The 22843-nt window shown below is 66.9% G+C and carries 22 protein-coding genes and 1 riboswitch; of the genes, 16 read left to right on the top strand and 6 right to left on the bottom strand.

The annotated features are described in order from the left end of the window. The first annotated feature begins 114 nt into the window (after nt 1-114). The 6 genes from metK (at nt 115) to CAL12_RS26655 (ending at nt 5902) form a co-directional block, all read left to right on the top strand. Nucleotides 115-1278, top strand: a complete 1164-nt coding sequence (gene metK / locus CAL12_RS26680) for a methionine adenosyltransferase (RefSeq protein ID WP_086067369.1) — start codon at nt 115-117, stop codon at nt 1276-1278. Nucleotides 1279-1563: 285 nt separating this feature from the next. Then, nucleotides 1564-2430 (top strand): STAS domain-containing protein, encoded by an 867-nt coding sequence (locus tag CAL12_RS26675; protein WP_086067368.1) that lies wholly within the window; start codon nt 1564-1566, stop codon nt 2428-2430. A gap of 4 nt (nt 2431-2434) precedes the next feature. Continuing rightward, the gene (locus CAL12_RS26670) at nt 2435-2809 is read left to right on the top strand and encodes an STAS domain-containing protein (RefSeq protein ID WP_086067367.1); all 375 of its coding nucleotides are present in this window, start codon (nt 2435-2437) and stop codon (nt 2807-2809) included. Further along, the gene (locus CAL12_RS26665; RefSeq protein ID WP_086068136.1) at nt 2809-3222 is read left to right on the top strand and encodes an anti-sigma regulatory factor; all 414 of its coding nucleotides are present in this window, start codon (nt 2809-2811) and stop codon (nt 3220-3222) included. The genes CAL12_RS26670 and CAL12_RS26665 overlap by 1 nt, the downstream gene beginning before the upstream one ends. After that, nucleotides 3207-4226 (top strand): ATP-binding SpoIIE family protein phosphatase, encoded by a 1020-nt coding sequence (locus CAL12_RS26660; RefSeq protein WP_086067366.1) that lies wholly within the window; start codon nt 3207-3209, stop codon nt 4224-4226. Before CAL12_RS26665 ends, CAL12_RS26660 begins: the two co-directional genes overlap by 16 nt. Beyond that, nucleotides 4223-5902 (top strand): ATP-binding protein, encoded by a 1680-nt coding sequence (locus CAL12_RS26655; protein WP_086067365.1) that lies wholly within the window; start codon nt 4223-4225, stop codon nt 5900-5902. Before CAL12_RS26660 ends, CAL12_RS26655 begins: the two co-directional genes overlap by 4 nt. 33 nt (nt 5903-5935) lie before the next feature. Here CAL12_RS26655 and CAL12_RS26650 read toward each other — a convergent pair whose 3' ends face one another. Beyond that, nucleotides 5936-6859, bottom strand: coding sequence for a LysR family transcriptional regulator (locus CAL12_RS26650; RefSeq protein WP_086067364.1), 924 nt, complete (start codon nt 6857-6859; stop codon nt 5936-5938). A 97-nt stretch (nt 6860-6956) separates the two neighbouring features. On the opposite strand from CAL12_RS26650, the gene leuC reads away from it, so the two are divergent. The 9 genes from leuC to CAL12_RS26605 all read left to right on the top strand — a co-directional run bounded on the left by leuC (nt 6957) and on the right by CAL12_RS26605 (nt 15600). Beyond that, entirely contained in the window at nt 6957-8384 is a 1428-nt protein-coding gene (gene leuC, locus CAL12_RS26645; protein ID WP_086067363.1) for a 3-isopropylmalate dehydratase large subunit, read from the top strand. Nucleotides 8385-8415: 31 nt separating this feature from the next. Next, nucleotides 8416-9057, top strand: coding sequence for a 3-isopropylmalate dehydratase small subunit (gene leuD / locus CAL12_RS26640; protein ID WP_086067362.1), 642 nt, complete (start codon nt 8416-8418; stop codon nt 9055-9057). A 60-nt stretch (nt 9058-9117) separates the two neighbouring features. Beyond that, a complete protein-coding gene (locus tag CAL12_RS26635; RefSeq protein WP_086067361.1) occupies nt 9118-10008 on the top strand; it encodes an alpha/beta fold hydrolase in 891 nt (296 codons plus the stop codon). 151 nt (nt 10009-10159) lie between these two features. Beyond that, nucleotides 10160-10387, top strand: coding sequence for a DUF1289 domain-containing protein (locus CAL12_RS26630; RefSeq protein WP_086067360.1), 228 nt, complete (start codon nt 10160-10162; stop codon nt 10385-10387). A 101-nt stretch (nt 10388-10488) separates the two neighbouring features. Continuing rightward, the gene (locus CAL12_RS26625; RefSeq protein WP_086067359.1) at nt 10489-11610 is read left to right on the top strand and encodes a glycosyltransferase family 4 protein; all 1122 of its coding nucleotides are present in this window, start codon (nt 10489-10491) and stop codon (nt 11608-11610) included. Then, a riboswitch (S-adenosyl-L-homocysteine riboswitch) is annotated at nt 11603-11748 on the top strand. Its footprint overlaps the gene before it by 8 nt. 139 nt (nt 11749-11887) lie before the next feature. Continuing rightward, the gene (gene ahcY, locus CAL12_RS26620) at nt 11888-13306 is read left to right on the top strand and encodes an adenosylhomocysteinase (protein ID WP_086067358.1); all 1419 of its coding nucleotides are present in this window, start codon (nt 11888-11890) and stop codon (nt 13304-13306) included. An 81-nt stretch (nt 13307-13387) separates the two neighbouring features. Next, complete coding sequence (locus CAL12_RS26615) at nt 13388-13726, top strand: phage holin family protein (protein WP_086068135.1); 339 nt, start codon at nt 13388-13390, stop codon at nt 13724-13726. Further along, nucleotides 13723-14571 carry a methylenetetrahydrofolate reductase [NAD(P)H] gene (metF, locus tag CAL12_RS26610; RefSeq protein ID WP_086067357.1) on the top strand — a complete coding sequence of 283 codons (849 nt, stop codon included), beginning with the start codon at nt 13723-13725 and terminating at the stop codon, nt 14569-14571. The genes CAL12_RS26615 and metF overlap by 4 nt, the downstream gene beginning before the upstream one ends. 168 nt (nt 14572-14739) lie before the next feature. Next, nucleotides 14740-15600 (top strand): CDP-diacylglycerol diphosphatase, encoded by an 861-nt coding sequence (locus CAL12_RS26605; RefSeq protein ID WP_086067356.1) that lies wholly within the window; start codon nt 14740-14742, stop codon nt 15598-15600. A 31-nt stretch (nt 15601-15631) separates the two neighbouring features. Here the strand turns inward: CAL12_RS26605 and CAL12_RS26600 are convergent, their stop codons facing one another. The 5 genes from CAL12_RS26600 to CAL12_RS26580 all read right to left on the bottom strand — a co-directional run bounded on the left by CAL12_RS26600 (nt 15632) and on the right by CAL12_RS26580 (nt 20657). Further along, the gene (locus CAL12_RS26600; RefSeq protein ID WP_086067355.1) at nt 15632-16495 is read right to left on the bottom strand and encodes a proteasome-type protease; all 864 of its coding nucleotides are present in this window, start codon (nt 16493-16495) and stop codon (nt 15632-15634) included. Between the two features lie 108 nt (nt 16496-16603). Further along, a complete protein-coding gene (locus tag CAL12_RS26595; RefSeq protein ID WP_086067354.1) occupies nt 16604-17404 on the bottom strand; it encodes a transglutaminase family protein in 801 nt (266 codons plus the stop codon). 35 nt (nt 17405-17439) lie between these two features. After that, nucleotides 17440-18411, bottom strand: a complete 972-nt coding sequence (locus CAL12_RS26590; protein WP_086067353.1) for an alpha-E domain-containing protein — start codon at nt 18409-18411, stop codon at nt 17440-17442. Nucleotides 18412-18413: 2 nt separating this feature from the next. Next, nucleotides 18414-19805: a circularly permuted type 2 ATP-grasp protein gene (locus tag CAL12_RS26585; RefSeq protein WP_198298529.1), complete on the bottom strand. Its 1392-nt coding sequence runs from the start codon at nt 19803-19805 to the stop codon at nt 18414-18416. Between the two features lie 228 nt (nt 19806-20033). Further along, on the bottom strand, nt 20034-20657 hold the full coding sequence (locus tag CAL12_RS26580) for a 5-formyltetrahydrofolate cyclo-ligase (RefSeq protein ID WP_086067351.1): 624 nt from the start codon (nt 20655-20657) through the stop codon (nt 20034-20036). Nucleotides 20658-20679: 22 nt separating this feature from the next. Here CAL12_RS26580 and CAL12_RS26575 point away from each other — a divergent pair, with 22 nt between their 5' ends. Beyond that, a complete protein-coding gene (locus CAL12_RS26575) occupies nt 20680-22839 on the top strand; it encodes a lytic transglycosylase domain-containing protein (RefSeq protein ID WP_420042803.1) in 2160 nt (719 codons plus the stop codon). Nucleotides 22840-22843: the final 4 nt, after the last annotated feature.

The following is a 22843-nucleotide window of genomic DNA, read 5'->3' as shown; positions in this document are numbered from 1 at the left end:
TTTCCGGATTGCGAGCCAGGTGCAACGCACCTTCGTCAATCCGACCGCTGGCGGTCAGCGCCCGGGGCCATGCCCCGGCCAGTGCGCCCGCGGTCCTGCAAGGAAAGCAAAACCGTGGCACATAGCGATTTTCTCTTTACTTCCGAATCCGTTTCCGAAGGCCATCCGGACAAGGTCGCCGACCAGATCTCCGATGCTGTCCTGGACGCGATCTTCACGCAGGATCCCAACGCCCGCGTTGCCGCGGAAACGCTGTGCAATACCGGCCTGGTCGTGCTGGCCGGCGAAATCAGCACCTCCGCCAGCGTCGACTACATCCAGGTCGCCCGCGACACGATCCGCCGCATCGGCTACGACAACACCGAATACGGCATCGACTACAAGGGTTGCGCGGTGCTGGTCGCCTACGACAAGCAGTCGCCCGACATCGCCCAGGGCGTGGATCGCACGTCGGAAGACTATCTGAACCAGGGCGCCGGCGACCAGGGTCTGATGTTCGGCTACGCCTGCGATGAAACGCCCGACCTGATGCCGGCGCCGATCTGGTATTCGCACCGACTGGTGCAGCGCCAGAGCGAACTGCGCAAGGACGGCCGCCTGCCGTGGCTGCGTCCCGACGCCAAGTCGCAGGTCACCTTCCGCTACGTCGACGGCCGCCCGACCGAAGTCGACACCGTGGTGCTGTCCACCCAGCACGCGCCGGAAGTTTCCCAGGAAACCATCCGCGAAGCGGTCATCGAAGACATCATCAAGCCGTGCTTCCCGGCCGGCCTGATCACGGCCAAGACCCGCTTCCTGGTCAACCCGACCGGCCGCTTCGTCATCGGCGGTCCGCAGGGCGATTGCGGCCTGACCGGCCGCAAGATCATCGTCGACACCTACGGCGGCGCCTGCCGCCATGGCGGCGGCGCGTTCTCCGGCAAGGATCCGTCCAAGGTCGACCGCTCCGCCGCCTACGGTGCCCGCTACGTCGCCAAGAACATCGTGGCCGCGGGCCTGGCCCGCAAGTGCGAAGTGCAGGTCAGCTACGCCATCGGCGTGGCCGAGCCCATCAACATCACGGTCTACACGGCCGGCACCGGCGTGATCCCGGACGAGCAACTGTCCAAGCTGGTGCGCGAGCACTTCGACCTGCGTCCCAAGGGCATCGTCAACATGCTGGACCTGCTGCGCCCGATCTATTCCAAGACGGCCGCCTACGGTCACTTCGGCCGTTCGGAGCCGGAGTTCAGCTGGGAATCCACGGACAAGGTCGCCACGCTGAAGAAGGCGGCCTGATACTGGCAAGGTGCGGCGGCGAGGGCCGCCGCGCAGGATTACCGCGATACCGCGACGATTCTGTCGCGGCATTGTTTTTGTTCTCGCCAGTCGGCAAAGCCACGCTGTTGCTCATCCATAAGGATCAGTTTCCCTATCCCTGTGTTTTACCGCCACGGCACGGTCGCAATCGAATACATATTGTTTGCCGACCTGTTAACCTGTGCGTCGTTTTGGCCCCGCTCTTGGGGCCCGCGCGATCGAGTGATCGTCGCCGCATACATTTGAGCCTTTCTGGAGCAATAAGTGAGCGTATCCAGCAGCAGTTTGTCCGCCGTCGTGCGCGAGACCGAGCAGACGATCCTGAAGGAGTGGATCGGTTTGCAGTTGGAGTCGTCCAATGCGAAAGGCCTGATCAACGATACCGAGCTGCGCGCACAGTGCAGCAATTTCCTGAATGTATTCGCCGCCGCCATCCAGGACAGCATGGACGCGCGCATGCCCGGCGCGGCGTGGGATGAAGTCCGCGCCTTCCTGTCGGCGCTGTCGCGCAGCCGCGCGGTGCAGGGCTTTTCCCCCTCCGACACGGCGGTCTTCGTGTTCTCGCTCAAGCAGCCGTTGCTGTCGGCGCTGCGCCGTGAATTCGGCGACGATCCGATCCGCCTGGCCGACGAGTTCTGGAAGCTGTCGGTGGTGCTGGATTCGCTGGGGCTGTTCACCGTGGAGGCCTACCAGAAGGGCCGCGAACAGATCATCCAGCGCCAGCAGCAGGAGTTGCTGGAGCTTTCCACGCCGGTGGTCCAGATCTGGGACGGCATCCTGGCGCTGCCGTTGATCGGCACGCTGGACAGCGAACGCACGCAGACCGTCATGGAAAGCCTGCTGGAAGGCATCGTCGAGCACGAAGCCACGATCGCCATCATCGACATCACCGGCGTGCCCATGGTCGATACGCTGGTGGCCCAGCATCTGCTGAAGACGGTTGCCGCGGCGCGCCTGATGGGCGCCGAGTGCATCATCAGCGGCATCCGGCCGCAGATCGCCCAGACCATCGTGCACCTGGGCGTTGAGCTGGGTGACGTGGTCACCAAGTCGACCCTGTCGGAAGCCTTGCGCGTGGCCCTGTTCAAGACCGGCCAGCAAGTCGCCCGAATGCAGGGCGGCAAGGCATAAGGCCATGGACCGCATTCCCATACTCAAGCTGCGGGATTACCTGCTGGTGACCATACAGGTCGAACTGCACGACCAGCTGGCCGTCACCTTGCAGGACGACCTGACGCAACAGCTGTCGCGGACGCACGCGCGTGGCGTGCTGATCGACATCTCGGCCCTGGAGATCGTCGATTCCTTCATCGGGCGCACGCTGGCCCACATTGCGTCCATGGCACGCATCATGGACGCCAATACGGTCATCGTCGGCATGCGCCCGGCGGTGGCCATCACACTCATCGAATTGGGCATGTCGCTGACCGGGATCAAGACCGCCCTGAACGTCGACAAGGGCATGGATCTGTTGCGCCAATCCGATGTCCATGGCTCCGACCTCGCGTGATCACCGAGACCAGGCAGGCCACACTCGAACTCCGTACACAGGATCAGCTCAGCCTGGTGCGACGCACGGTGCAGGAATGGGCGACCCAGGTGGGGTTCGGCACGCTGGACCGCACCAAGTTCATTACCGCCGCCAGTGAAATCGGCCGCAATACGCTGGTGCATGGCCTGGGCGGCCGCATGACCATCACGGAAATCGTCAACGGCGAGGGCGTGCGCGGCTTGCGCCTTTGCTTCGAGGATACGGGACCTGGCATCGCCGATCTGGGGCAGGCCCTGACCGATGGCTTTTCCACCGCGAAAAGCATGGGCCTTGGACTGGGCGGCGCAAAGCGCCTGGTGAGTGAATTCGACGTGCAATCCCAACCGGGTCAAGGCACCCGCGTGAGCCTGACGCAATGGAAACGCCGATAAGCGTTACGGAACAGAGCCAGGTCGCGGAGGCCCGCCGCCAGGCCGTGGCCATCGCGAAGCACAACGGACTATCCGAAACGCTGCAGAACCGCGCCGCGCTGGTCATCACGGAGCTCGCAACCAACCTTGTCAAATACGGCCGCGGGGGGGAAGTGATCGTCCGCCCCTGCCCGACACCCGGCGAGGCCGGCCTGGAGATCCTGGCCCTGGATAAAGGCCCCGGCATCGCTTCTCTCGAGCAAAGCATGAGCGACGGCTATTCCACCGGCAGCAGCCTGGGCGTCGGAATGGGCACCATTACCCGTTTGTCGTCGCACGTGGATATCTATACCTCCCAGGGAGCGGGGACCGGCATACTGGCTCGATTGATCGAGGAAACCCCGCTGGACGCCGCGGCGCCCCCGGTGCGCCGGCGGCCGATCGACGTCAGCGGGCTGACGACGGCCAAGGCTGGGCAGGAATCCTGTGGCGATGCCTGGTCGGCGCGTTGGGTGGACGGCGCTTTCTGGGTGGTCGCGGTGGATGGGCTGGGGCATGGCCCGCAGGCTGCCTATGCCGCCACGCAGGCGGTGGGCGTCTTCCACCAGGCGGACGGCGCCGCGACACCTTATGACGTCGTGCGCGCGGCACACAAGGAGCTCAAGCATACACGTGGCGTGGTGATGGCCATTGCCGTGGTACGCCCCATGCTGGGGACCATGGAATTTGCCGGCATCGGCAATATCTCGGCGGTGCTCGTCCAGGACCATGAACAGCGGCGGCTGCCATCCATGGACGGCACCGTGGGTTATAGCGTGCGCGCCATACGCGAGCAGTCCTACACCTGGACGCCGTCGTCCGTGCTGGTGCTGGCGAGCGACGGACTGTCGTCGCGCTGGAATCTGGCGCAGCAGGCTTCGCTGCTCGCGCGCCACCCATCCCTGATCGCCGGCGTCATGCATCGGGATTACGCGAGGTCAACGGACGACGCGACTGTTGTCGTCGCAAAGGGCTGCCCTTCATGAACCATCGAATCTTGAGCACCCGCATCGCCAGCGACCAGGGCCTGGTGGGTGCGCGCGACCGTACGCGCCAGGTGGGCGACGTGTTCGGGCTGGATGACCTGCAGCGCACGCGCCTGGTGACCGCGGTATCGGAGATCGCCCGCAACGCGGTGGACTACGCCCGCGGCGGCCGCATCGATTTCGCCTTTCGCCCGGCCAGCCCTACGGAGCCGCAGGCGATCGTGGTGACCATCGCCGACGATGGACCGGGCATCGCGGACCTACCCGCGATACTCTCGGGTACGAATCGCCTGGACGGCAAGGTCCAGCTGGGCATCAGCGGCGCGCGGCGCCTGGTCGATGGATTCCATATCGAATCGCCCGACGGCAAAGGCACGACGGTGACGCTGGAAATGCACCTGCCCGTATTCCATCCGGCCATCGAGCCGGCCGGTCTGGCCAGCCTGATCGAGAAACTCGCACGGCGTAAATTGCAGACGCCGGTGGAAGAACTGGAACAGCAGAATCGCGAAATGCTGCTGACGCTGGAGCAACTGCGGCTGCGCCAGGCCGAACTCGAAAGAGCCGACGAACGCAAGGACGAGTTCCTGGCGATGCTGGCGCACGAGCTGCGCAATCCGCTGTCGGCGATCGGCACCGCGCTGGAGTTGATGAAGCGCAAGCGCGACGCCAGCCCGGACGATACGCGCCGCCTGACCGCGCTGGTGTCCCGTCAGACCGAACAATTGGCCCGATTGGTCAGTGATCTGCTCGACGTTTCGCGGGTGACCCGTGGCAAGATCGAGCTCAACCACGAAGCGCTGCCTGTCGGCGAACTGGTGGAGCAGGCGCTGGAGATGACCCAGGGCGCGATCAATGCCAAGCGCCATACGGTGGAATACCTGCCGGCGCCGGCCGACGTCTGGGTACGTGCGGATCGTGTGCGCTTCCGGCAGATCCTGAGCAATCTGCTGCACAACGCGGCGCGCTATACCCCCGAGCGTGGCGTGCTGAAGCTGGAAGTGCGGGCCAGCGATGACCGCGTGCAGATCGTCGTGCGCGACAACGGCATCGGCATCGCCGCCGATATGCTGCCGCGCGTCTTCGACCTGTTTTCGCAGGCCGACACCAGCCTGGGCCGCACGGACGCCGGCCTGGGTATCGGCCTGACCCTGGTGCAGCGCCTGGCGGCTGCCCATGGCGGCTTCGTCACCGCCGCCAGCGAAGGCCTGGGACAGGGCAGTACCTTCATCGTGGATATGCCGCGCCTGGTGCGCCCGGACGCGGCGGTCGTAGCGCCGGCGCCGGTACGCGCGCCCAGCGGGCAAGGGCTGCGCGTGCTGCTGATCGACGACAACGAAGACGCCGTGCAGTCGCTGCGCCTGCTGTTGGAGGATGCCGGGCATACCGTGGCCACGGCCGGCAACGGCGAAGCCGGCCTGGCCAGCGCCAAGGCCATGGCACCCCAGGTGATCGTCATCGATATCGGCCTGCCCGACGTGGACGGATTCGAAGTGGCCGCCGCGCTGCGACGCTCGGCGACGACGGCCACCAGCATGCTGGTGGCCTTGTCCGGATACACCGCGACGGCGATGATGGAGCGCGGGGCGAAAGCGGGCTTCGACAAATACCTGTCCAAGCCGGTGGACGTGGCGGAACTGGAAGAGGTGTTGCGGGCGGTGACCCGCGACGCCTGACGCGCCCGGCATGTCCTCAATCGCGGCGCGCGGCTACCAGAGCAATTCGCCCTTGGCCGCCTGCCGCCGCTGGGCAGCGTACCGCGCCAGCAGGAAATCGACGAATGCGGTCACCCTGGCCGGAAGATTGCCGCGCTCCGCGTAGAGCACATGTATATCGGCGGGTGGTGCCATCCAGCCCTGCAGCAGAGGCGCCAGCCGGCGCGAGCGCAGATAGGGCGCGACTTCCCATTCCGAGCGCAGGGCGATGCCGTGGCCCGCGAGCGCCCATTGCAGCACGCTTTCGCCATCGTTCGAACTCAGCGGGCCCCGGACCTTGACGGCTTCCGTGCGTTGGCCGGCTCGCAGATGCCAGGTGCCATAGGCGGCATCGTTTTCCCGTACGACCAGGCAGGCATGTCGTTGCAGCTCGCGCGGCGATTGCGGCGTGCCATGCGCCTTCAGATAGGCCGGGGCCGCGCATAGCAGCCGGCGATTGCCCGCGATGCGACGCGCGGTCAGCCTGGCGTCGGGAATATCGCCGAACCGTATGCCGACGTCATAACCATGGTCGCGCAACGGCAGGGGACGATCCGTCAGGTGGATCTGGACGTCGACCTCGGGATACCGGCGCACGAAATCGGCCACGGCGGGAACGATGTGCTTGCGGCCGAAGCCGAAGGTGGCGTTGACGCGCAGCAAGCCGCGAGGTTGCGCGCGGCTTCCGGCCAGGCGTCGTTCGAGCGCGTCCAGGTCGTCCAGGATGCGCGTGCCTTCGGCCAGGTAGCGTTCGCCTTCTTCCGTCACGCTGACGCGCCGGGTGGTGCGGTTCAGCAGGCGCACGCCCAGGCGCTGTTCCAGCTTGGACAGCCGGGTACTGACGGCCGCCGGCGTCAGGCCGAGCTCGCGCGCGGTCGCCGACAAGTTGCCGTGCCGCGCCAGCAGGGCGAAGAATGCAAGTTCGGAAAGCCCGTCCATTATTAAATTGGATCGAAAGATGGTTCCATTTTGAATTGATTATAAAGTGTGCGGCCACGCCTAAACTGACCCGGTACCTTCATATCGGAGCCCGGCGATGGCGGCGATGACCCTCTACCAGAAACTGGTCCGGACGCATGAGGTGGCGCGCCTGGACGACCAGCACGTCCTGCTCTACGTCGATCTGCACATCATGAACGAATACACCAGTCCCCAGGCCTTTGCGGGCCTGGACGAGCGCGCGCTGCCCGTGCGCCGTCCGGGGCAGCAGATGGCCGTGGTGGACCACGTGATTCCCACGCACCCGGTGCCGCCCGCGGCACGTGTGATCGCCGATCCCGCTTCCGCGCTGCAGGCGCGCAACCTGAAGCGCAATTGCATCGCGCACGATATTGCGTTGTTCGATACGACGGATCCGGGCCAGGGCATCGAGCATGTGGTCGCGCCGGAACGCGGCATGATCCTGCCCGGCATGACGGTGCTGTGCGGCGACAGCCACACCACGACTTACGGCGCCCTGGGGGCCCTGGGTTTCGGCATAGGCACGTCGGAAGTGGAGCATGTCCTGGCGACGCAGACCCTGGTCTATCGCCTGGCGCGGACCATGCGGGTGCGCATCGATGGCGTCCTGCCGCCGGGCACCACGGCCAAGGACCTGGTGATACACGTGGTCCATCGCCTGGGCGCGCAGGGCGCGCGCGGCTATGCGGTGGAATTCTGCGGCGCGGCGGTTGCGGCACTGAGCGCCGAGGGCCGCATGACCCTGTGCAATATGGCCGTGGAGGCCGGCGCCCGCGCGGCCCTGATCGCGCCCGACGCCGTCACCCTGGCCTACGTGCGCGACCACGCCGGCCATCTTTCGGCGCGGGAATGGGAAGGGGTGCTGCAGGACAGCCGCGGCCTGCACAGCGACCCTGGCGCCGGTTTCGACGCGGAGCACGTGCTCGATGCCAGCGCCATCGCGCCCTACGTCACCTGGGGCACCAGTCCCGACCAGGCGCTGCCGGTCACCGGCAGCGTGCCCGATCCCGATGGCGCGGACGACGGGCTCGCGCGCATGGCGTTGCGCAAGGCCATTGATTACATGGGCCTGGCGCCCGGCGTCGCCCTGGACGGCTTGCCCGTGGATCGCGTGTTCATCGGTTCCTGCACCAATGGGCGGATCGAAGACCTGCGCGCGGTCGCCGGGCTGGCGCGCGGCCGCCGCGTGGCGCACGGTGTGCGCGCGATGGTGGTGCCGGGCTCCGGTGCGGTGCGGCGGCAGGCCGAGGCGGAAGGGATCGCGCGGCAGCTGATCGATGCCGGCTTCGAATGGCGCCAGCCCGGCTGTTCCATGTGCCTCGCCATGAACGACGATGCCCTGGCCCCCGGCGAGCGCTGCGCGTCCACCACCAATCGCAACTTCGAAGGCCGCCAGGGACGCGGTGGCCGCACGCATCTGATGAGTCCCTTGATGGCCGCCGCGGCGGCGCTGACGGGCCGCATCACCGACGTGCGCACCTTTGGGCGGGAAGGCCATGAGTAACGCAGGGAAAGACGAGGCGAGGAAAGCCGACATGGACATCATCGAAGGCTGCGCCGCGCCGTTGCCCTACAGCAATCTCGATACCGACCAGATCATGCCCAAGCAGTTCCTGCGCGGCATCGACAAGCGGGGGCTGGACAAGGGACTGTTCCATGACCTGCGCTTCGACGAAACCGGTGAGGAAAAGCCCGGATTCATCCTGAACCGCATGCCCTGGCGGCAGGCGTCCATCCTGGTGGGTGGGCCGAATTTCGGCTGCGGATCCAGCCGCGAGCACGCGGTGTGGGGACTGCTGCAGTACGGCATACGCGCGGTGATCGCGCCGGGCTACGCGGAGATATTCTTTTCCAACGCGATGAACAACGGCTTGCTGCTGGTCGCGCTGGATGAGGCCCGCGTGCAGGCCTTGCTGTCGCAGGTGGCCGATCCGGCGCGGGCGCGCCTGCGCATCGACGTGCGGCACGGGCGGGTCGACGCGGGATCAGGCGGCGTGGCTGATTTCGAACTGTCGGCGCGTCATCGCGAGATGTTCCTGCACGGCCGCGATATGGTCGACGCGACGCTGGCGCGGCAGGCGGCGATCGACGCCTACGAAGCGCGGCACTGGCGCGAACGGCCCTGGCTGAAGGACAACGCGCGCAGGGCGCTCGCGACCGCGGCCTCGGGATCCTAGGCTGGCTCGCATGCATGGGGCGCGGTAAGCTGCTGCGCGGAAGCTTCGGGAGACATATCCATGGCATCTTTCTTCGACGCGCCGGTGCGCCGGTTCGACGTGCCGGGCACGCACATCGCGGCGCGGGTGGCGGGATCAGGCCCGGCCTTGCTGCTGCTGCACGGCCATCCGCAGACCAGCGCCATGTGGCACCGCGTATGGCCGGCGCTGACCGCGCGCTACACCTGCGTGGCGGCGGACCTGCGCGGATATGGCGACAGCGGCAAGCCCGACGCCACGCCCGACCACGCCGCTTACGCCAAACGCGCCATGGCCGCCGACATGGCGGAAGTGATGCGCCAGCTCGGCCATGAACGCTTCAATGTCCTGGCGCACGATCGCGGCGCGCGCGTGGCGCATCGGCTGGCGCTGGATCACGCCGATCGCGTGCGGCGCATGATGCTGCTCGATATCGCGCCCACGCTGGACATGTACGAGAACACCACGCGCGCGTTCGCGCAGGCCTACTACCATTGGTTCTGGCTGATCCAGCCGGCGCCCATGCCCGAAACCATGATAGGCCACGACCCGGTGTTCTACGTGCGTTCCATCATGGGCGGCCGTCCCGGCGGCCTGGCGATATTCGATCCGCGCGCGCTCGCGGAGTATGAACGCTGCGCCGCGTCCCCCGGCCTGCCGACGGGTATCTGCGAGGACTATCGTGCTTCCGCCACCATCGACCTGGAGCACGACCGCCAGGATCGCGCGGCGGGTCGCCGCGTGCGATGCCCGCTGCGCGTCCTGTGGGGCGCGCGCGGCGCCGTCGGCCGCAATTTCGACGTGCTGTCGCTGTGGCGCAACGTGGCCGCCACCGTGGAAGGCCATGCCGTCGATGGCGCTCACTATCTGGCTGAAGAGCTGCCGGACGAGATCGGCAGCGAGGCATTGGACTTCTTCGATCAGGCATCCTGACCGGTGTAGCACCCGACCTGACGCCCCGGTGGCCGCTGCGATCGCGCTGCCTTTGCGGTTCACGCGGCGTGCGCTGCATGTGCGGCATGCGCGGCATCCAGGGGGCGCAGCGCCCGGCGGGGCGGCCCGTGCCGGGTGCTATCCTTGTTCCATGCCTGCCCCCGTTCCAGATCTTTGCCCGCCGGCAGCGGCCGGGCCCGACCGTTCCCTTTCCGCCACGGATTCTCCCTGCGTGGCGGTATGTTCCACCCTGTTCGACGACGTCTGCCGCGGCTGCGGCCGTACCGCCATGGAAGTGGCGAACTGGGTGTTCATGACGGAAGAGGAAAAACAGGTCGTATGGCAGCGCATCAAGGCGCAGGGGTATCCCCGGCGCTAGCGCGAGCGCCGACGGCGTCATGACTGTCGCCACGGTGTCATAAACCCCGTGCCAAATATGGGCTTTCCGGCTACTCCGGCTTGCCGGCCGGTCGAACGTCCATGCTGATCGCACTGGTTACGGATGCCTGGCATCCGCAAGTGAACGGGGTTGTCCGCACCTGGACGACCATGCTGAAAATCCTGCGAGACTGGGGCCATGAGGTGATCGTCATCAGCCCCGAAGGCAGCCGCACCGTGCCGGCGCCGTCCGAGCCCGAGCTGCGGCTGTGCATCCAGCCGCGCAGGCAGCTGAAGCGGCTGCTGGGCGATGTGGTACCGGATGCCTTGCACATCGCAACCGAAGGTCCCCTGGGCCTGGCCGCGCGCCGGATGGCGTTGCGCCGGGGCTGGCGCTTCACGACGTCCTTCCACACCATGTTTCCGGACTATCTGGAGGCAAGGATGGGCATACCCGCCTGGCTGCCGTGGCGCTTCATGCAATGGTTCCACAAGCCGTCGCAGCGCGTGCTGGTGCCCACGCCGACGGTACGCGATACCGTCGCGCGCCATGGCCTGAAGAATCTGCGGGTGTGGTCGCGCGGGGTGGACGCGCAGCGCTTCCAGCCGGTGGCGCGGGATGCCGCGGCCGCCGCGGCCGGCCTGGCGGCGCTCGGCGCCTCCACCGCCAACGCCACCGCCACCTCCCAGGCGCGCGCCGACGCGGACGGCATCTACGCCGGCCTGCCACGGCCGGTCTTCCTGAGCGTGGGCCGCGTGGCGCGTGAAAAGAACCTGGATGCCTTCCTGTCGCTGGACCTGCCCGGCAGCAAGGTGGTGGTGGGCGGCGGACCGGATGAGGAGCGGCTGCGCCGCAAGTATCCCGGCGTGCGGTTCACCGGCATGCAGGCCGACGACGTGTTGCCGAACTACTACGCGGCCGCCGACGTTTTCGTGTTCCCCAGCCTGACCGACACCTTCGGCCTGGTCATGCTGGAGGCGATGGCCTGCGGCACGCCGGTGGCGGCCTTCCACACGGATGCGCCGCTGGCGGTGATCGAGGACGGCGTCACCGGTTGCCTGGGCGACGACCTGCGCGACGCCTGCCTGCGGGCGCACGGGCTGGACCGCGCTGTGGTGCGCCAGCATGCGCTGACCCGTACCTGGGACGCCATTGCCACGGATCTGCTGAACGCGCTGGTTCCGTTGACCCCGGCGACCCGCTACAATATCGCCCACGCCTGAGGAGCGTTGCGACGGGGTGGACGTGGATCGCGATTGCGGTAGCCCGCAAACGCGAAAACGCGATGTCCCCCGCCAGGCTCAGGCACCAGTTCGGCCGTCCACGCAAGGCGTGGCGGCATGCAACGGCGCTCACCTTTGTCGCATGCGTGGCAGAGGCGGGGCGCGACTATCCTGCATGGTGTGTTCCCGGCTGGAGCGGAAACGAAGCTCCCGGCCTGGACGTAGCGCACGTTTCGGCCGCGGTGTGGCGCCGTCCGTTCATACGTGGAGCCAACCCATGAATACCGTTTCCGAAAAATCCGTTTCCGACTATATCGTCGCCGACATCGGCCTGGCCGGCTGGGGCCGCCGCGAAATCGCCATCGCGGAAACCGAAATGCCGGGCCTGATGGCCACGCGCGAAGAATACGCCGCCGCCCAGCCGCTGAAGGGCGCGCGCATCGCCGGCAGCCTGCACATGACCATCCAGACCGCCGTGCTGATCGAAACGCTGAAGGCGCTGGGCGCTGACGTGCGCTGGGCCTCGTGCAACATCTTCTCGACGCAGGATCACGCCGCGGCCGCCATCGCCGAAGGCGGCACGCCGGTTTTCGCCGTCAAGGGCGAAACCCTGGAGCAGTACTGGGAATACACCCACAAGATCTTCGAATGGCCCAATGGCCAACACGCCAACATGATCCTGGACGACGGCGGCGATGCCACGCTGCTGCTGCACCTGGGCGCCAAGGCGGAATCGGATCTGTCGGTACTCGGCAAGCCGGGCAGCGAGGAAGAGCGCGTGCTGTTCGCCGCCATCAAGGCCACCCTGGCGCGCGATCCCAAGTGGTATTCGACCCGCCTGGCGCAGATCCGCGGCGTGACGGAAGAAACCACCACCGGCGTGCACCGCCTGTACCAGATGTCGCAGCGTGGCGAACTGGCCTTTGCCGCCATCAACGTCAACGACTCGGTCACCAAGTCCAAGTTCGACAACCTGTACGGCTGCCGCGAATCGCTGGTGGACGGCATCAAGCGCGCCACCGACGTGATGGTGGCCGGCAAGATCGCCGTGGTGGCCGGCTACGGCGACGTGGGCAAGGGCTGCGCGCAGGCGCTGCAGGCCCTGCGCGCCCAGGTCTGGGTCACGGAAATCGACCCGATCTGCGCCCTGCAGGCCGCCATGGAAGGCTACAAGGTCGTGACCATGGAAGAAGCCGTCGACAAGGCCGACATCTTCGTCACCGCCACCGGCAACTACAACGTCATCACCCGCGACCACATGGATCGCATGAAGGACCAGGCCATCGTCTGCAACATCGGCCACTTCGACAACGAAATCGATGTTGCCTCGCTGGAAGGTTGCCAGTGGGAAGAAATCAAGCCGCAGGTCGACCACGTCATTTTCCCGGACGGCAAGCGCATCATCCTGCTGGCCAAGGGCCGGCTGGTGAACCTGGGCTGCGCCACGGGCCACCCGTCCTTCGTGATGTCGTCGTCCTTCACCAACCAGACCATCGCGCAGATCGAGCTGTTCACGCGCAACGAAGCCTATGAAAAGGGCCAGGTCTACGTGCTGCCCAAGCAGCTGGACGAAAAAGTTGCCCGCCTGCACCTGAAGAAGCTGGGCGCCAACCTGACCACGCTGCGCGCCGACCAGGCGTCCTACATCGGCGTGCCGGTCGACGGCCCCTTCAAGAGCAATCACTACCGCTATTGATGGTGTAGTCTTGCAAGGGACGGCGATGCTCTGCGCTACCGCCGCCCCTTTCAACGACTCGATGCGGGAGAATCGAACATGCTGAGCCTGATCCTGGTCTGGATCCTTAACGCGGTGGCCTTGCTGGTGGTGGCCTATCTGCTGCCTGGTATTGCGGTGGCCAGCTTCGGATCGGCGTTGATCGCCGCGCTGGTGCTGGGACTGCTGAACATGCTGGTCAAACCGGTGCTGGTGCTGTTGACGCTGCCCATTACCCTGGTCACGCTCGGCCTGTTCCTGATCGTCCTTAATGCGCTGTTGTTCTGGTTTGCCGGGTCCATCCTCAAGGGCTTCCAGGTCAATGGCTTCTGGTGGGCGGTGATCGGTGCGATTCTGTACAGCATCATCTCGGGCCTGCTGTCCACTTTGCTCGTCTCATGACCGATACCACGACGCCGGCGTACAGCCTGGAATTTTTTCCTCCACGCGATATCGCCGCGCAGGAACGCCTGCTGCGCGCGGCCAAGCAGATGCTGGCCATCCATCCACGCTACGTCAGCGTGACCTTCGGCGCGGGGGGCTCCACGCGCGAAGGCACGGCCGGCACGGTGCGCACCCTGCGCAACCTGGGCGTGGACGCCGCGCCCCATCTGTCCTGCGTGGGCGCCACGCTGGCCGACCTGCGCGCCATCCTGGCGTCCTATCGCGAGGAAGGCGTGCGGCAGGTCGTGGCCCTGCGCGGCGACCTGCCGTCCGGCATGGGCGGCGACGCCGGCGAATTGAAGTACGCTCGCGACCTGGTCGCCTTCATCCGCAAGGAAACGGGCGACTGGTTCCATATCGAAGTCGCGGCCTATCCCGAAATGCATCCGCAGGCGGACAATCCGTCCCGCGACCTGGATCATTTCGTGGACAAGGTGCGCGCGGGCGCCGACAGCGCCATCACCCAGTATTTCTTCAACCCGGACGCGTATTTCGATTTCATCGAGCGTGTCGCGGCCAAGGGTGTGTCGGTGCCGATCGTGCCGGGCATCATGCCGATCACCAACCATACGCAGCTGGCGCGTTTTTCGCAGATGTGCGGCGCCGAGATCCCGCGCTGGATACGGCTGCGCCTGGCCGAGTTCGGCGACGACAAGGCGTCGATACGGTCGTTCGGCGTGGACGTGGTGACGGACCTGTGCCGCAAGCTGCTCGATGGCGGCGCGCCTGGCCTGCACTTCTACACCCTGAACAGTGCCGAAGCGCCCCTGGCGATCTGGAAAAACCTCACCAGCAAAGTTTGACAGGCGCGTGACGGCGTCGTCCGTGAGGACGGCGTGTTGCGCGGGTCGGACACGCCTGCCCACGGCACGCGCCGGGTCTCGCCATCAGGCCATTCCGCTCGATACCATGATCGCCGCCATCCTCGGACCATCCGGTCCAGCGGATGGCCGGATATCGGTGGGCGGGCGATGCGAGTGCGTAGATGGGCGGTATTCCTGTGGATGACGGTCGCCGCCGCGACGCGGCCCGGCGTTGCCAAGGAACTCAGCGTCCCCGACCCCTTGCCCGGGCCTGGCTGGACCATCACGGAGCGTCGCGGCGTGCTGTGGAAAGTGGTCCAGGGGTGCGTGCGGGCAGCCCAGGCTGGCGCCATGGTTCCGGCGGACGAAATCGGCCGGCCCAACGCCTGTGCCAGGGTGGACCTGCGGGCCGGATATGTGGTCCTGAAGGACAACAGCCCGGCCAAACCCTACGCTTTCCTGCTGTTGCCGACGGACCGGATAACCGGTGTCGAAGACCCGCGCCTGTGGATGACCGGGACGCCGAATTACTGGCGCGCCGCGTACGAGAACCGCGGCTATGTGGAAAAGGTGCTGGGCATGCCGCTGGAGCGTACGCAGATCGGCTTTGCCGCCAATTCCGTGTTTGGCCGCACCCAGGATCAATTCCATATCCATGTCACCTGCATACGTCCTGACGTGGCCGCCGCGCTGGCGCGGGAGGTTGGCATCTTGAGCGACAGGCGGTGGAACTGGCTGCCGCCGCTGGCGGGGAAGACTTACCGGTACCGGGGGCTGCTGACCGACGATGCGACGCTGGCCCGGACGGACCCGGTAGGCCTGCTGGCCCGTGACGTGTATCCCGATGGCTCGATGATGCCCCACACCCTGTTCATGGCGCCCGTGACCTTGCCCGATGGGAAGCCGGGCTTCGTTTTCCTGGACGGCGAGGCCGATGAAAACGCACGCCATGGCCGGCCAACGCCGACCGGGGATCGCGGGGCGTCCGAAGAGCTGCTGGACGATCGCTGCGCCATCGCAGGCGCGTGATGAGCAGGCGCCGGGAAGACTCCCGGGCGCTTCAGCGGGCCTGGAAGGGCTCCTTGCCTTCCGCCAGCGCCTGCACGGGCGCGACGTCGGTCGGCTCGGCGCTGCCGGGCAGCACGCGCACGGGCTGGTGGATGCGTCCGGCGGGCACCAGGCTGTCCGGCGACGCGGGGTTGCTCCAGACCGGGTCGTCGATTTCCGCGAATACCTGGCGCAGCTTTTCGCCCCAGCTGCCGCGGATCATCCGGAAATAGGCATTGTTCTCGTCGATGTTGGCGAAGCGCGTCACCCGCAGCGATCCGGTTTCATAGACCAGCAGGTCCAGCGGCAGGCCGACCGAGATATTCGAGCGTAGCGTCGAATCCATGGAGATCAGCGCGCACTTGGCCGCTTCGTCCAGCGTCGTGCCCGGTTCGAGCACACGATCGAGGATGGGCTTGCCGTACTTGGATTCGCCGATCTGGAAATAAGGGCACTCGGCGTGGGCCTCGATGAAGTTGCCGGCCGAATAGAGCTGGAACAGGCGGCAGCGTTCGTGGCCGATCTGGCCGCCGAAGATCAGGTTGACGTTGAACTCCACGCCCTGGTCGTGCAGCGCTTCGGCATCGCGGCGATGCACTTCGCGGATGGCTTCGCCGACGATGCGCGTGGCCTCGAACATATTGGGCGCGTTCCAGATGGAATCCGGATCGGCGCTGTCGTGCATGGCCAGCATGTTCATCACCGACTGGCTGATCGCCAGGTTGCCCGACGTCAGCAGCACCATGACGCGTTCGCCGGGACGCTCGAAGACGTTGAGTTTGCGGAACACACTGATCTGATCCACGCCCGCGTTGGTGCGTGAATCCGCCAGGAAAACCAGGCCCGTGTGCAAGCGGGCCGCGACACAGTAAGTCATGGACGTGGGATGAGGGGCAACCCGGGCATTTTAGTGAACCGGGGAAAAAATGACAGGGCGGCCGGCGAGGCCGCGTCGGTACGCCGCAACATCGGCTGCGCCGCGGCGCTACTGCTGAGCGGACTGGACCTGCACGTTCACCACCATGGACTCGGTGCCGCCGCCGTGGCGGACGCCGCGCACCGGGCTGGCCGCGTCGTAATCTCGCGCCACCGCCAGCCGGCAATGGCAATCCGAGGCGAATTGCCGGTTGGTGATGTCCACGCTGCACCAGCCGCCGCCCGGCAGCCAGATATCCGCCCAGGCGTGGCTGGCGGCATGGTCGTTGACCGTGTACAGATAACCGCTGACATAGCGCGCCGGCACTCCCAGCGCGCGCGCGCAGGCCAGGAACAGATGCGCGTGGTCCTGGCATACCCCGTGGCCCAGCGCCAGCACCTGGGCGGCCGCCGTGGTCACGTCGGTGATGCCCGGCTCATAGGCCACGTGGTCGGAGATTGCCTGCGCCAGCTTCAGCGCGTCGCCCGGCTCGCGCAGGCCGTTCGGCAGCACGCGCGCGCAGAAGGCGGCGATGGTGCCGTCCGGCATGGTCAGCGAGGTGGGCACCCGATAGGCGTCCACCGGCAGGCGGTTTTCCTCGCTCTTGAGCATGCCGTCGGTCAAGGGGTCGATTTCCACCTGGCCGGTCACCAGCAGGTCGATCTCGTTGTGCTGGCGGTTCAGGGTCAGGATATGCGTGGTGTTGCCATAGGCATCCACCTGCTCCGCCAGTTCGCCGGGCGCGTAGATGTGCCAGCGCAGCGAGCGCTGGTGGTCTTCGCCGCGAGGCGTCAGGCGCAGCGTCTGGATGCTGTAGCTCACCGGCGCGGTATAGCGGTACTGCGTAACGTGTTTGATGAAGTGTCTCATGCCCTTGGTCCCGTGGCGCCCGATGTTCCTGTCCGCTAAGCCGAGAGCGGCAGCAGGAAGTCGTGGCTGATGCGGTTGCCCAGATCGTTCACGCGGTCCAGGAAGCGTTCCAGATAGCCATGCAGGCCGTTCGCCATGATGTCTTCCACCTTGCCGTAGCGCAGTTCCGAACACAGCATGCCGGCGCGCCGCTCCGTTTCGGCGGAGCGGTCGTTCGAGATCAAGGCCAGGTTGTCGGTCATCGCCTGCACCGAACTGAGCAGCGAGCGCGGCATGTCGCCGTGCAGGATCAGCAGTTCGGCCACGCGGTCCGGCGTGACGACGTCGCGATACACCTTGCGGTAGACCTCCAGCCCCGACACCGAGCCGAGGATGGCCGCCCAGCGATAGAACTCGTCGCGCACCGCCACGCCGCGCTGCGCGTCGGCGCGCATGCCTTCGGCGGCGTCGTCGTATTCATGGAACTTGACGTCCAGCATGCGCGCGGTGTTGTCGGCGCGTTCCAGATGCATGCCCAGTCGCATGAAGTACAGGGCTTCGTCCTCCAGCATCGTGCCCACGGCGACGCCGCGCGACACGTGCGAGCGGAACTTGACCCATTCGAAGAACTCGCCCGGGTTGCGTTCCGGCAGGTCGGCGCGCAGGTGGCGCAGCAATTCCAGCCAGGTGGTGTTGTACGTTTCCCAGAGCTCGGTGGTCAGGCTGCCGCGCACCGCGCGGGCGTTTTCCCGGGCGGCGCGCAGGCAGGCATAGATGGAAGACGGGTTGTCCGGATCGCGTACCATGAAGCGCAGCACGTCGCGCGGCGAGCCCTCGGGGTAGCGCTCGTCGAACAGGGTCTGCAGTTCGGAAATGCGCATCAGGGCGCGCCACGAGCGCTCGCGCGCCGCGGGGTCCTGCGGCAACAGGGACATCTGCAGGCTGACGTCCAGCATGCGGGCCATGTTCTCGGCGCGCTCCATGTAGCGGCACATCCAGAACAGGCTATCGGCGGTGCGGCTGAGCATGGTCATTCCTCCAGCACCCAGGTGTCCTTGGTGCCGCCGCCCTGGCTGCTGTTGACCACCAGGGATCCTTCCGTCAGTGCCACGCGGCACAGGCCGCCCGGCACGGTGTGGATTTCCTTGCCGCACAGCACGTAGGGCCGCAGGTCGACGTGTCGCGGCGCGACGCCGCTTTCCACGTAGGTGGGCACGGTGGACAGCGCCAGCGTCGGTTGGGCGATATAGGCGGCCGGGTTGGCGCGCACGCGTTCGCGGAATGCATCCACCTGCGCCCGCGTCGACGCCGGACCGACCAGCATGCCGTAGCCCCCGGCGCCGTGGACTTCCTTGACCACCAGCTCGTGCATGTTCGCCAGCACGTGCGACAGCTCGTCGGGCCGCGCGCAGCGCCAGGTCGGCACGTTCTGCAGGATGGGCTCTTCGCCCAGGTAGAAGCGGATCATGTCCGGCACGTAGAGATAGGTCGACTTGTCGTCGGCGATGCCGGTGCCGATGGCATTGGCCAGCGTGATGCGGCCCGCGCGGTACACCGACAACAGCCCCGGCACGCCCAGCGCCGAATCGGCGCGGAACGACAAGGGGTCCAGAAAGTCGTCGTCCACGCGCCGGTAGATCACGTCGACGCGGCGGGGACCGCGGGTGGTGCGCATGTAGACGGTATTGTGGTCCACGAACAGGTCGCGGCCTTCGACCAGCTCGACGCCCATCTGCTGGGCCAGGAAGGCATGTTCGAAATACGCCGAGTTGTACATGCCCGGCGTCAGCACGACCACGGTGGGATCGTCGTTGCCGCGCGGCGCGACCTCGCGCAGGTTGTCCAGCAGCAGATCGGGATAGTGGGCCACCGGGCCCACCTTCAGGCGGCTGAAGGCATCGGGCAGCAGCCGCATCGACATCTTGCGGTTTTCCAGCATGTACGACACGCCGGAGGGCACCCGCAGGTTGTCTTCCAGCACGTAGAACGCGCCCGCGCCCGCGCGCACGACGTCCACGCCGGCGATATGGCAGTAGATGTTTTCGGCGACGTCGACATCCTGCATCTCCGGCCGGTACTGGGAGTTCAGGAAGACCTGTTCCGCCGGCACGATGCCGGCGCGCACGATGTCATGGCCGTGGTAGATGTCGTGGATGAACATGTTCAGCGCGCGCACGCGCTGCTTCAGTCCGGCGTCCAGCTCGCGCCACTCGTCGGCGGGAATGATGCGGGGAATCAGGTCGAAGGGAATCAGCCTTTCGGTGCCGGCGTCGTCCCCCGCCACGGAAAAGGTGATGCCGACGCGGCGGAAGTTGAAGTCGGCCTCCAGCCGCCGCGCGGCCATGACCTCATCGGTCTGCGTGGCAAGCCACTGCTGCAGGGCGTTGTAGTGCTGGCGCACACCGCCCTGGCTGTCGTACATCTCGTCGTAGGCGCGGACTGGGCCGGACGGCTGGTCCATGATTGCGCTCCTCCCGGTCGGGGGCGGCGTCTTCGCCTTATACCCGGGCGATAGACGGGGACGCCCGTTTACGAAACATAAGAAGCAACAGTTGTGCCAATTTCCACGGGCGGGCCGCCACGCGGGCGGGCCCCGGTCCGGTGCGTGCGTGGTGCCCGATGACGGGCGGCAATTGCACCGGCGTGGTGCTCAAGGCGCCTTGGGCACCCAGCCGTCCGGCGTCAGGATGGCGTCCAGGCGCACGTCGTGCGGTTCCGGCACGTGGGTGTCTTCCAGGCGGCCCGTGGTCCAGGCGACGCCGATGGTGGTGCAGGCATGTCCGGCCGCCTTCAGGGCCGCCAGCGTGCGGTCGTAGTAGCCGCCGCCATAGCCTACCCGGTCGCCGCGACCGGTGTACCCCAGGGTGGGCACCAGGACCAGCTCCGGGATCACGGCGGTGCCGGCCGCGGGTTCGGCGATGCCGTAGGCGCCCTCGCGCATGGGCGCATCGGGCGCCCACGGCAGGAATTCCAGTGGCTGGTCGGGAGCACGCACCACGGGGAGCGCGACGGTGATGCCGGCTTCCACCCATTGGCTGAGCAGGGGGCGCAAGTCGGGCTCATCCGCCAGCGGCCAGTACGCCGCGATGACCGACAGCTCCGGCCGGCCCGCCTTGCGCGCCGCGTCGCGTGCCAGCCCTACCCAGGTATAGAGCCGGCCCCGCATGAGCAGGCCGCCGCGTTGGCGCTGCGCATCGTTCAACGATGCGCGGGCCTCGCGCAATCGCTTGCGCAGCGCGACTGCGTTATCCTTTGTCATATTTTTCGTAGTCATTCGGTGCGGGCGTGAAGGAGAGCTGATGCGTAGGTGGGAATGGGGACGTTATCAGAAATCGCCGGGGGGAGACGCCGCGCGCCTGCTGGGCCGCGCCTTGCCGCTGCTGGGATTGCTGACGTCCGCGTGCGCGCCGGTGGATGCGCAGCAGCACGCCCCACAGGCGCAGCTTACGCCTGGCCCGGCCGATGGCGTCCCGGGCAGCGGATCGTCCGCCGCGCTGGCCACCGTGCCGGTCACCAGCCTGGCGAACGATCCGACCGCCAGCGCGCAACCGGAGCAGGTCTCGTTGCTGACCGCCGACCCGCTGACGCCGGCGCGGCAGGCGGTGATCACCGCGCGCGACGCCATGACCCGCAAGCAGTGGTCGGCGCTGGCCGTGGTGGTGCCGCAGGCGCGCGAGGACGTGCTGGGCATGTATCCCGAGTATTGGCTGCTGCGCTATCAGGTGTGGAATATGCCGCGTGCGCAGTGGCCGGTGGACCAGCTGCGCCGCTTCATCGAACGCAATCCGGACGCCTACCTGGCGGACAAGCTGCGGGCGGACTGGCTGCTGGCGGCCGCGCGATCGGGCGATTACGACACCGTCAACAAGCTGGCGCCCGTCAGGAACGGCAACGCGCAGACCGACTGCGCCGCGCTTGAAGCGCGCTACATGACGGGCCGCAAGGTCGGCGCGGCCGATGCGTTGCGGACGTTCGCGCCAGGCGCCTGGTGCTGGTCGCTCTACGACGACCTGGTCGCCAACCGCGTCCTGGGCTGGAATGACCTGCAGCCCAGGTTCCGCGACGCCATCGAAGACAACAAGCTGACCGACGCGCGCAAGTACGTGGGCTATCTGTTCGAACCGCCGGACCAGAAAGCCTACGACACGATGATGAAGGATCCCATGAAGTGGCTGGTGCGCCAGCCGCGGACCCTGCGTACGCCGGCGGAAACCGAGTTGGTCACCATTGCGCTGGCCCGCCTGGCGCGCGGCAACCTGGATGTCGCGGATTCCTATGTGCGGCGCGAATGGGCCAAGAGCCTGCCGCGGCAGGACCTGGCCTGGGTGCGCGCACAGCTGGCGCTGGTCGCGGTGCTGAACCAGGACCCGCGCGCCCATGATTGGTATGTCGAGGCCGGCCATATCCGCCTGACGCAATACAACGAGGAATGGAAGGTGCGCGCCGCGCTCAGGCAGCAGCGCATCGACTGGAAGTGGGTCGTCGCTTCCATCGACGCCATGTCGCCGGAAGCGCGCGAGGAGCCGGCCTGGATCTACTGGCATGCGCGTGGCCTGGCCGCCCTGGGGCGTCGAGAACAGGCGCAGCGCGAGTACGACCAGATCGCCGGCAGGTTCAATTTCTATGGGCAGCTGGCAGCGGAAGAACTGGGGCGCTCCATCACCGTGCCGCCGCGTGCGCCGCAACCCAGCACGCAGGAGATGGCACAGGCGCGCGCCAACCAGGGCCTGCAGCGCGCCATCGCGCTGTTCCGCCTGGGCTGGCGCGGCGACGCCGTGCCCGAGTGGAATTTCGCGCTGCGCGGCATGGACGATCGGCAACTGCTGGCGGCCGCCGAGCTGGCGCGCCGCGAGAACATCTACGATCGTGTGGTGAATACCTCGGAGCGCACCGAAAAGGAGTTCGACTTCACGCAGCGCTACATCGCGCCCTTCGAAGGACGGGTGGCGGCCAAGGCCAGCCAGGTGGCGCTGGATCCGGCCTGGGTGTACGGCCTGATCCGCCAGGAATCGCGCTTCATCATGGATGCGCGGTCCTCCGTCGGCGCGTCGGGGCTGATGCAACTGATGCCGGGCACCGCCAAATGGGTCGCCGGCAAAATCGGCCTGAGCAATTTCACGCCCGGGCAGGTCAACGACTTCGATACCAATACGCTGCTGGGTACGTCCTACCTGAGCATGGTGCTGCAGGACGTGGATGGCTCGCAGGTGCTGGCCAGCGCCGGCTACAACGCCGGGCCGCGCCGGCCGATCCGCTGGCGCGCGTCGCTGACGCATCCGGTGGAAGGCGCGATCTTCGCCGAAACCATACCCTTCACCGAAACGCGCACCTATGTGAAGAACGTCATGGCCAACGCCACGTACTACGCCGCGCTGTTCACCGGCCAGCCGCAGTCGCTCAAGCAGCGCCTGGGCCAGGTCGCGCCGCAGCCGGCCGAACGGACAGACCTGCCGTGATGGC

Source organism: Bordetella genomosp. 8, from assembly GCF_002119685.1.
In the GTDB taxonomy this organism is placed as follows: Bacteria; Pseudomonadota; Gammaproteobacteria; order Burkholderiales; family Burkholderiaceae_B; genus Bordetella_C.
This window is presented reverse-complemented; position numbering and strand designations above follow the sequence as displayed.